Below are 9949 nucleotides of genomic sequence, written 5' to 3'. Positions count from 1 at the left end.
AGCGAGCCAACAGCCTCGGAGCAGTCGCGTAATGAAAGTTCAGCAACAGATCGGCCCGATCAAAAATCGCCTCGGCCTCGTCCGCGCTCATGCCGACATACTGCCGCGGCAAGCCAGCCTCGCCACCCGAGCCGTCGTCTGGGTAGAGAATGACTTTGCCACCCAATCCAAACCGCTCCATTCGCGCCAGGAACGGAGAGAGCAAGCCGGCATCCGACTCTCCATTGCCCCGGCTGCGGAAGCTCTCCAGCCAGTACACGTCGCAGCCCGACTGACGGAGGCCCTGCGCGTATTGCATATAGACCCAGAAGTGGCCGCCGCCTTCGACGAAATTCAAAACGTTGAACGCTGACATCACGACTGTTGGCATGATGTCTCCTCACGTCGCCGCGCTCGCCAGGAGTTTGCCGACGTCATGATAGCTGATGAGTCGAATGGTGTACTCTGCGAGCGTCTGGCGGGTTCGCGGATCGCACAGGGTGTGCAATTCGGCCTCGCGCTCGGCGTTATAGGCCGTGGAGAAGTCGGGGTCGACGTATCCAGGGTGACAGCTCAGTTCCGTGAGGCCGTCGGCGATTGTCATCTTCAACATGCGAGCCAAACTCTCCACGCTGATCTGCTCCAAGCGCCTTTCGCCGCCCCGCTGCCCGTAGAATTTCGAGAAGTAGCCGACAGGCGAGTGTTCGCGCAGAGGCAAACCGTGCTGCCGCGCCAGGTCGAGGAAATACGGCAGCGCCTGTGGATCGCGATGCACATTGTGGTGCGAGTCGAGGTGCGTCGGCGCGCGCCCCATCAACTCCGCGAACCGGGCCAACTGGCGCGACAGCTCGGCGCGACAATCCCCGCGTTTGTTGGGCAGATCGACGTGCAGGCCCACGCTCAGCTCCCGCGCCGCCCGCCCGAGGCGCGCTGCCTCCTCGCTCCCCGGCGCGTCCACCAGTAAGCTCGTGCTGGTCAGGATGCCGCGCTGGTGCGCTTCGAGAATGCCGCGGTTGATCCCGCGACTGGCGCCGAAGTCGTCGCCGTTGACGATTAGATATCTCATGGCCTCACCTCGCTGGCGACGCCCCGGCCTTCACAACATAACACGGCGTCCAGAGCCCCGAGCAACTGCCGGGCACCCACTCCGGCGCGGCACCCCGCGTCCCGGAGGCGCTCGGCGAGGACTAGGGCGCTATAGAATCGAAGATCGTCTTCACTGATTGGGTGTTCGGCCCTCGAATTGTAGGAACGCAGAAAGATGTCGCAGCACTGAGGACCTGCGGCCTCATCGTGGTTGGCGAGCGCGAAGCAAAGCACGTCCGCCGCGAATCCTCCGAGATCGAGCCCCGTATCGGATCGCCGGCACCGCTCGAACCGATACAGATAGAGACGATCGTCGGAGCCATATTGGATGCAGTCCCAACCAAAGGCACCGTGGATCGGGGTGAGGGTTCGCTGCCTCTCTAACTCCCGCCGCCGGACCTGCTGGGCGGAGAAACGGAAGTGATTCAAAAGTGTCGGTTCACACGGCAGGCTCTGCAGGTTTCTCTCCGCCCGCAGGGTCATCTCCCCAAGGCGCGGTTCAACGAGCTCAGGCTCCGCGGGGCGCGGGACGAACTCGCTTCGGTGCAAACCCGCCAACGCCCGGCCAATGCTTTTCGCGGAATGCCGGAGGCCCCTGAAGCTGCCGCCATAGCTGTGGCGATAGCTCTGATACTCCCAGAAGTTCATCCACGGGTCGAAGTCGTAGAGGACGAGCTGCGGTTCTCTGGCAAGCCTCGCCACCGCTCGGGGGATCAGAACGTCTTTCGCCATCCTCGCGTCATACAGCCTCGTTGCGGCCTCGAAGTCCGCCTTCGCCGCGGCAACAGTCGAGTGAAGCCTCCCCGTGAGGATCCGTGTCTCGGCCGGTTGCCCGTCGTGGCGGGAGACCCGGACCACGTAGCGGATCCCGCAATCGTCGCTCGCATACGCCCGGCAGGACTCGATCTCCGGCAACTCGAGGGCCGGGCTTCCCCCGTGAAAGTTGCGGAATCCAGTCCCGCGATTCTCGAAATAGCTCTCTTGCTCCAGGAAGCGCCGCAACGTACGTGCAACGTCGAAGCCTGCACCTTCGTCGGCGACTGCGATGAACACGCCCTTGCCGGTCACGACCAGCTCCACGGAAACCTGCTTGGCGGGCTCGCCGCGGTTGCCGTGCTTCGAGGCGTTGCCGAGGGCGTTCCTCAACGGCATCAGCAGGTCTCTGGCCAGCTGTGCCCGCGGTACCGCCGCCAACCGTTCCGAGAGCGCGAGCTTGAGGGCCGGGAAAAGACCTTCTCGCCCGTGTCCACAGATGCTCACGTGCGCATCCGTGGTCGCAATGCGCGTGTCGGTGACATCCCTCAGAGGATCGCCAGCCAGGTCCGGCGCCTCGATTTCCCTGAGAAGCCCTCTTCGAGTGCGGCTCAGGTCGATCACTGCCTCCTCCGCAGGACGGATGCTGGACTCGGCGGGGCGTGCGTCTCGTTTTCTCGGGCAAGCACCGGCCGCAACATCTCAAACCAGTGCTCGATCTCGGCCAGCTCCTCAACACCCCACTCGGCGCCGTCCTTCACCAGCGCAATCGCGGGCCAGATGATCCGATTGGCAAAGCGCGCGTACTCGTGCGTCTCGAACAGCAGGTTCAAGGCTTGCGTTCCCGGCAGCCGCCAGCCGGCCCGCGCCACAGCCCCACGATAACGCTCGAGCACCCCCGGCCGGTGCTGCGCGGAGAAACGCAACAGAAACGTCGAGAGATCGTAGGTGGCCGGGCCGACCGCCGCGTGGTCCCAGTCGATGAGCCGCGCGCACGGGCCCTTGGCGCTGGGAATGACGAAGACGTTGATGGCCCACAGGTCGCCGTGCAGCAGAGTCTCTGGTCCGCCCAATTCGGCCAGCGCCTGCGCCCGTTGCGGCAACTCGTCGAGTAGTCTGTCCAGCCGCACCAGCAGGCGGTCGCGCAAGTCGCGCTGGTCGGCCGGCGGTTGCCAGCCTAGCAGCGCGCTGATCGCGTCGCGCACATTCGCTTCGTAGAAATGAATTCCAAGGTCTCCGCCGTGCAGCCGCACCTCTCCAAGCAAGGCATGTCCCGCAAAGCCCGTGTGTATCTGCGCAATCAACTCGACGGCAGCCTTCAATCGCTCGCCGTCGGGTTCGCGGTCGATTTCGCGGGGACCGAGCTCGCAACAACCGAGGTCGTCGTACACATGCCACACGCAAACTCCGCTGCGCGCGGCGACGCTGCCCAGCAAGGGCGGACCGCTGCCGTCCAAACCGACCGCCGGCAGCCAGCGTCTCGCCACCAGTTCATTCCGTCGGGCGATCTCCGGCTCCAAGCGTTTGATGACAACCGAGCGGGTCTGGCCATCGATGGCAAAGCGCAGGCGGTACACGCCTTGCGTCCGCCGCTTCAGCGATTGCTGGTCAAGCAAACGACCCGTTCCGTCCTGCCCCGCCAGCAACTCCTGGAGCAATTCGCGCACCTCGGTCAGGCCCGGCTGGTCTTTGCCTTCCAGCAGTGTCTCCAAGCCTTCAATCATGTTCGCTTCCCGCAATGGCTTGCAGCCCCGCGACCAGCCCCGGTTCATAGAGCCTCAGTGTCAAGATCGGCTTCAGCACCAATTCGTACCGGCCGAATTGCATCAGCAGGGTCGCCCAGTACATCTCGTCCACCAACCGCAAGAGGTTGCCCCACTCCGCGGCGCGTTGAATGTCCGGGACATCCAGGTGCGGATAGACCCGTTTCAGGACCGAGCCATGCACAGCGAGGTCCGGGCTGACCGTGAGCCCAACGAACTGCGCGAGGTCGACGGCCGGCGCGCCCCGGCCGCCAAGTTCCCAATCGAACACCAGCAGCGCGGGGCCCGCCGGGGCGTCTTTGATGCGCACGTTCTTGATGACGAAATCGCCATGGACCACCGTGTGCGGCAGCACTTCACAGATCGTCTGCAACTCGGCCCAGCGCGATTCCATCACGTCGCAGCACTCCACAATTCTCCGCAACAAGGCGTCATCCTCGCCCGGCAAGCTTGAGTTGTCCGCCAGGTGCTCCCGTAGCGTGGTCCGGGAGGAGCGCAGCAATCCCAGATGGTGGGCCGGTCCGCGGTCCGGTAGCAAGGCCTTCAATTCGGCGGAGAGTGACGCGCAGTGAACCGTTCCCAGCCAACGGGCGGCCAACGCCCGATGATCGCCGCGCTGCGGCGAATACATCACCCCGCGGGCCTCTTCGAGGAACAGCCAGCAGAGTTCGCTGTCGGGCTCTTCCAGAAACCCGTGGCAATGCAGCGACGGCACCGGCACGCGTGCAAGGATTTCGTCGTAAATCACCCGTTCGACCCTCGCCGTAGTAGCAGGACACCGTTTGGCGATGATCACCGTGCCTCCCGGTCCAACGCCCTCCAGGCGGAATACCGCAGACTTGCGCTTGAGCCTCAGGATTTCGACGCGCTGCGGCTCGTTCCACGTATGCTGCAGTTGACACCATGCCTTCACCGCCGGGTGTTCAGCCGGCGACCCGGTCACCGTCTCGTTAGTCAGTGGTTTACCCATATTTGGCCCACTTCATGGCGCGAAAGGCCGCGACCAATTCAGGTTCACAAATCCTGAAGTTCGAAAGGGGCCTGACGAAACACTTGTAAGAACTGCCCGCGATGAGCGTCGTCGCCCAATAGAGTTCGTCCACCACCCGCAGGAGCTTACCGCAGTCGGCCAGCCGCTGGATGTCGCGGGCGTCCAGACGTCCAAAATCCCGCTGCACGACCGAGCCATAGACGTTCAGGTCCGGACTCGCGGCGCGCCCCACGATCTGCGCCAAGTCGGTGGCCGGCACGCCCCAGTGAGCGAATTCCCAATCGAAGGCCAGCAGTTCAGGGCCGCTCACCCCGGCGCGGACGCGCAGGTTCTTGATCACGAAGTCGGCGTGTACCAGCGTGCGCGGCATCGCGGCACAGCATCCCTCCACTTCGTCCCAGTGCGATTCGAGCGTGTCACAATGCGCCGCAACGGTTCGCAGCAGACTCGAGTCGTCTGCGGGCAGGGCGGGATTGTCGAGGTGCTCGCCCAGCGTGGCTCGGACGTCTCGCAGGCGTCGCAGGTAGTGGCTCGGTCCCCGGTCCGGCAGGCGGGCCTTCATGTCGGCGGAAAGCGAAGCGACATGAAGTGTCCCCAACCAACGCCCGGCCAGCGCCCGATGATCGGCGCGCTGCGGCGAATAGGGCTCCCGGCTCGCCTCCTCGAGGAACAGCCAACAGAACTCATCGTCGGGCGCTTCCACGAACCCGTAGTAACGCAAGGCGGACACCGGCAGGCGGGGAAGGATTTCCGCGTAGATCATCCGCTCCACCTTGGCCGTCGCGGCCCGGCAGCGCTTGGCGATCACCGCCGCGCCACCCGGTCCAATGCCGTCCAGCCGGTAGGTGGCCACTTTACGTTTGGATTTCAGAACTTCGATGCGCTGCGGTGCGATCCCGGCGTGTTGCGATTCACACCACGCCTTGACCGCCGGGTGCTCGGCCAGCGATCCGGTCACGACTTCGTTACTCATCATCTTTGCCGACGTAGCAGCGCCGGCGTCGCCTCCACGAGACGGCCCCGCTCCAGTTGCAGCCGCATGTCGCAGGTCGTGAGCGCGCTCGCGCGGTGAGTGATCACGAAGGCTGTACGGCCGCGCATCAGCCCCTCCAGTGCTTCCAGGATCGCGGCCTCGGTGCGCAGATCGACCGAGCTCGTGGGCTCGTCGAGAATGAGGATCGGAGCATTCTTCAGGTAGGCGCGCGCGAGCGCGATGCGCTGGCGCTCTCCGCCCGAGAGCTGCATTCCACGCTCCCCGACCCGGCTCTCGTAGCCCTGCCGTGAGCGCACGATGAAGTCGTGGGCGCCGGCGGCCTTTGCGGCCGCGACGATTTCCTCGTCGCTGGCGCCGGGCCGCCCGTAGGCGATGTTCTCGCCCATGCTCGTCGAGAACAGCACCGAGTCCTGCAGGACGATCGCGAACTGGTCGCGCAGGTCGGCCAGCCTGTACTCTCGCAGATCCACGCCATCAAGCAGGATCTGGCCCTCGGTCGGGTCGTAGAAGCGGGTGAGCAGGCTCAAGAGCGTGGTCTTGCCCGCACCCGTCGCGCCGGTGATGCCCACGCGAGCCCCGGGCTCGAGGTCGAACGACACGTCGTGCAGAACCCTCGAACTTCCGTCGTAGGCGAAGGAGACGCGCCGGAAGGCCACCCCGCCCGTGGCGCGCACCAGTCGCCGGGCATTCGGCCGCTCGCTGACGTCCGCTGTGTGGTCGAGGAGGGTGAACGCTCGCTCGGCGCTCGCCAGGTGCGACTGCAGGCTCGCCGATTTCTTGCTGATGGTCTTCAACGGCTCGTAGAGCTGGGACAGGTAGGCCATCACCATGAGCAGCTCCCCCAGCGTGAGTCGCCCGGAGAGCACGTGATGCGCGCCGATCGAGACGACAGCCGCCGTCCCTCCGGCGGTGGTGAGGCCAACGAGGAGACCAAAGCCGTTCTCCACGAATGCGAGCCGCAGACGCGCCCGCACACCCGCGCTGGAGTGACGGACGAACCGCTCCTGTTCACGGATCTCCTGGCCAAACGCCTTGACGACGCGTATGCCCGCCAGCACCTCCTGCACCACCGACTGGGCGGAGCTGTCGAGCGCCTTCACCGCGCGGGCCTGACCGCGAAGGCGCCGGCGATAGATCCTCATGAGGAGGAGGAGGACGGGTGAGACGGCCAGGCCGATCATCGCCAGTTGCGGATCGAGTCGCACGGTGACGTAGAGCATCACCGCGAGGCTGCATCCCGAGGTGATGAAGGGAACGAAGCCGTCGATCATGATGTACTGGATCGACTGAGCATCCCACTGGATCCGGTACGTAGAGTCGGTGCTTCCCTTGGAATCATGATACGAGAGCGAGAGGCGCTGGACGTGGCAGAACAGCCGCGCGCGGAAGCCGAGAACCAGTTTTTCGCCGGTGTACGTGCGCAGCAGCGACACGCCGAGTTCTTTCAGCTGGCTGACGAGGGCGATGGCCACCAGGAAGGCGACCATGAGAGCGAGGAGGGCGTTCCTGGAGTGCAAGGCGGGCGGCAGCAGCACGTCGACGAAGCGAGGGAGCGGGTGGGCGCCGATCACGCTGTCGACGATGATCTTCATCGGGAGCGGCACGAGCAGCGCAACGGGGGTCGAGAGCAGGCTGAGCAGGAACATGCCGGCGATGTGCGGCCAGTAGGGCCGTGCCTCGCGCAGCAGCCGCCGGTAGAGGGCAAGATCGGTATGGGCCATCAGAGGCCTTCGGCGCCTGATGGCCCGAGCGTGCGAAGGATCGCGGCCGTGCTGGCAGCGCACTCCTGCACGGTGCGCACCGCCGCCAGCAGAGCCGCCACGCCGAGGATGGCGCAGGCTGGCCAGGAGGGGTCGATCGCTGCGGTGGTGGAAAGGGCGGCGAACACGAGGGTCAGCGCGACTCCCATGGGCGAGCACCGCGGCCACGTGCGGAGCCGCAGGAGCTGCCTCCCGTGGCCGTGCTCTTCGACCGCCATGAGCACGCGGGTGGCTCCGAACATCCCACCCCGTATCTCGAGGTCCCAGCGGTCATAGTCGCCCCCGGCCTGAACGATGGCGCGGTTTGCGCACAGGGCCACTTTGAGGGACCGCAGCCGCTCCTCGTGCGCCCGCCACCGTTCGGTCCAGACCCTGAACGTGCGCGGCCGGGGAAACGCGAGCCCAGACATACGGCCCCGCCGCCAGATCGTGAGGCCGCTGGCCAGTCGACCGCGCAGGCGGGCCAAGGGCTGGAGCAGATGGAGGAATGCCGTCAGGCCACGCAGCCTGAACATCCCCAGAGCGCTGGATCGGGGCGCGCCCGCGAACGGAGCCCGGGCCGCGCTCAGGCCGGCCTGGAGGAGAGGAAGGGCGACTGCGCAGGCCGCCACCGGCAAGGCGAATAGCAGGGGCGTCGACAGGGTCCCGAGCGCTGAGATCGCGATGAGGGTGATGATCACCAGGTACCACTCCGGCATCAGGGCCAGCGACAGGAGGCCGCCCGCCGGAGGTTCGCAGAGAGGCTGGAACGGCGCGCTGCCCCACGTGCCGTAATAGATGCGGCTCGGCCGGCCCAGCGCGTGTGCGAGCCCCTTGCCGTAGACCCGGCCGGACCAGCTGATGTGGCCGGCGACGTTGTACTTCTCCGGCCACTTTCTCTCCAGGAGCCCCTCGGACCTGCCGTAGCCCAGCTGCTGTCTCCAGAACGCGCGCACCGAGTTGCGGCGATGGTGCCAGACCATGGCCGCCGGGCTGAACCCCAACGTCTCGCCGCGTTCCCGCAGCCGCCAGCACAGGTCGACATCGTCTCCGGCGACACGGAATTGAGGATCGAAACCGCCCACCGCCTCGAGGCAGGCCTTGCGGACGGCCATGTTGCACCCTGGAATGTGCTCCGCTTCCTGATCGGACACGAGCACGTGAGTGGGGTTGCCCGGCGCATTGGCAACGCTCGCGGCGAACCGCCCGTCGCCGGGGGGTCCGATGTTCGGGCCGCCAACCGCTGCATGCGTCGTGCTGCAGAACGCGGCGGCAAGGTAGGAAAGCCAGTGCGGGTCGGGATAGGCATCGTCGTCGATATAGGCGACGATCTCCCCGGTGGCCGCTTCCATGCCGGTATTCCGGGCGCTGCCCAGGCCGCGATTCTCGGTGGTGATCACCCGGTAATCGTACTCCCTGAGCACCGCCGCCGTGGTGTCGGTCGATCCGTCATTGACCACGATGACTTCGAAGTTCGGGTAGTCCAGTCTCCGGAGGCCTTCGAGGCAGTCGCGGATCACCCTCCCCCCGTTGTAAGTGCAGACCACCACGCTGACGCGGGGGCAGGGCCGGTCCGGCGGGAACGGCGCCTCGGCGAACGCCCCGCAGACGGTGGCCAGGGCCTTCTTGGGCCGCCGGTCGCGGTGTGTCAGACCGAAGGCCCAGTCATCGACGTCCTCGCCCGTCCGGTACCACTCGTCGGTCCAGGCATAGACGAAGGCGCCCGCGCACCCCGACGCGAACGCCGTTCGAGTCTGCCATTCGAGGACCCTCGCTTGCGTGCTCTCGCCGTGCCGTAGGCTGTCGAGCCCGATCTCACTCATGATCAGGGGACGATCGCCCGCGATGTTCTGCAGCCGCGCGAGGTAGGCGGCGAAGCGCTCCTGCGACTCCAGGTACGCATTGAAGCAAACGAGGTCGAGAAAGGGCAGCTGCAGATACTCGCTGGAGGGGTAGTTCACGTAGGTGACGAGCCCGGCGGGATCCTCGGCCTTTGCCGCCCGGTAGAGCCGCTCGATGAGGCCGACCATGCGTCGGCGGCCATGCCAGCGCACGATGGCAGCCGGGATCTCGTTGCCGATCGCGTAGCAGAGGACCGCGGGATGGCCCCGGCAGGCGCGCACCCCGGCGCGCACGACCGCCACCAGCCGATCGAGGCCGTCCTTCTTGTCGGCCAGGAAGCCGACGTATCGTTCCACGGGCAGACCCACCATGACGCGGAGGCCATGCCTCCAGGCACAGTCCAGCAGCCAGGGCGGCGGTACCGTGTAGGTGCGGACCGCGTTCAGGCCGCATGCCGCCATGTGAGCGAAATCTCGCTCGACGACGTCCGCGGCGGGATATTCGTGACCATCCTCGTCGGGCCGGAACGTCCCATAGGTCACGCCGCGGACATATAGCTTGTCATCGCCGACGAAGATGAACTTGCCCCGCGCGGACGGCCGCGCATCTACCGCGAGTGCGGGGAGGGTGCTGGGGCTCAGCGCGGGCATGCGTACCGGACTCACGGCGGTCAGCTATGAGGCAAACGTTCTCGTCAACTGCCAAGCCCGGCGCACGGAGCCGGGCAAAGCACATGATTGTGCAACAACACGCGCGGGTCGCCGCGTCAAGACTAATGTTACGGTAGGGCTTCTGGCCAGCT

General features: G+C 66.0%; 8 protein-coding genes. All 8 read right to left on the bottom strand.

All coding sequences use genetic code 11. The annotated features are described in order from the left end of the window. Positions 1 to 370, bottom strand: a 370-nt coding sequence (locus E6J59_12585) for a hypothetical protein (GenBank protein ID TMB19216.1), incomplete at its 3' end; no start/stop codon positions are given. 9 nt (positions 371 to 379) lie between these two features. Next, entirely contained in the window at positions 380 to 1045 is a 666-nt protein-coding gene (locus tag E6J59_12580; protein TMB19215.1) for a ChbG/HpnK family deacetylase, read from the bottom strand. After that, the gene (locus E6J59_12575; GenBank protein ID TMB19214.1) at positions 1042 to 2442 is read right to left on the bottom strand and encodes an ATP-binding protein; all 1401 of its coding nucleotides are present in this window, start codon (positions 2440 to 2442) and stop codon (positions 1042 to 1044) included. Before E6J59_12575 ends, E6J59_12580 begins: the two co-directional genes overlap by 4 nt. Then, positions 2439 to 3590: an aminoglycoside phosphotransferase family protein gene (locus E6J59_12570; GenBank protein ID TMB19213.1), complete on the bottom strand. Its 1152-nt coding sequence runs from the start codon at positions 3588 to 3590 to the stop codon at positions 2439 to 2441. Before E6J59_12570 ends, E6J59_12575 begins: the two co-directional genes overlap by 4 nt. After that, a complete protein-coding gene (locus E6J59_12565) occupies positions 3535 to 4551 on the bottom strand; it encodes a hypothetical protein (GenBank protein ID TMB19212.1) in 1017 nt (338 codons plus the stop codon). Before E6J59_12565 ends, E6J59_12570 begins: the two co-directional genes overlap by 56 nt. Then, positions 4544 to 5530 carry an aminoglycoside phosphotransferase family protein gene (locus tag E6J59_12560; GenBank protein ID TMB19211.1) on the bottom strand — a complete coding sequence of 329 codons (987 nt, stop codon included), beginning with the start codon at positions 5528 to 5530 and terminating at the stop codon, positions 4544 to 4546. Before E6J59_12560 ends, E6J59_12565 begins: the two co-directional genes overlap by 8 nt. Positions 5531 to 5544: 14 nt before the next feature. Then, positions 5545 to 7287, bottom strand: a complete 1743-nt coding sequence (locus E6J59_12555; GenBank protein ID TMB19210.1) for an ABC transporter ATP-binding protein — start codon at positions 7285 to 7287, stop codon at positions 5545 to 5547. Further along, positions 7287 to 9797 carry a glycosyltransferase gene (locus E6J59_12550; protein ID TMB19209.1) on the bottom strand — a complete coding sequence of 837 codons (2511 nt, stop codon included), beginning with the start codon at positions 9795 to 9797 and terminating at the stop codon, positions 7287 to 7289. Before E6J59_12550 ends, E6J59_12555 begins: the two co-directional genes overlap by 1 nt. Positions 9798 to 9949: the final 152 nt, after the last annotated feature.

Source organism: Deltaproteobacteria bacterium (assembly GCA_005879795.1).
Lineage (GTDB): Bacteria > Desulfobacterota > Binatia > DP-6 > DP-6 > DP-6.
This window is presented reverse-complemented; position numbering and strand designations above follow the sequence as displayed.

Excerpts from the sequence above, each read along its gene's own strand:
- E6J59_12565 (TMB19212.1), bottom strand. The coding sequence starts at position 4,551 with ATGGGTAAACCACTGACTAACGAGACGGTGACCGGGTCGCCGGCTGAA.
- E6J59_12580 (TMB19215.1), bottom strand. The coding sequence starts at position 1,045 with ATGAGATATCTAATCGTCAACGGCGACGACTTCGGCGCCAGTCGCGGG.
- E6J59_12550 (TMB19209.1), bottom strand. The coding sequence starts at position 9,797 with ATGCCCGCGCTGAGCCCCAGCACCCTCCCCGCACTCGCGGTAGATGCG.
- E6J59_12555 (TMB19210.1), bottom strand. The coding sequence starts at position 7,287 with ATGGCCCATACCGATCTTGCCCTCTACCGGCGGCTGCTGCGCGAGGCA.
- E6J59_12570 (TMB19213.1), bottom strand. The coding sequence starts at position 3,590 with ATGAACCGGGGCTGGTCGCGGGGCTGCAAGCCATTGCGGGAAGCGAAC.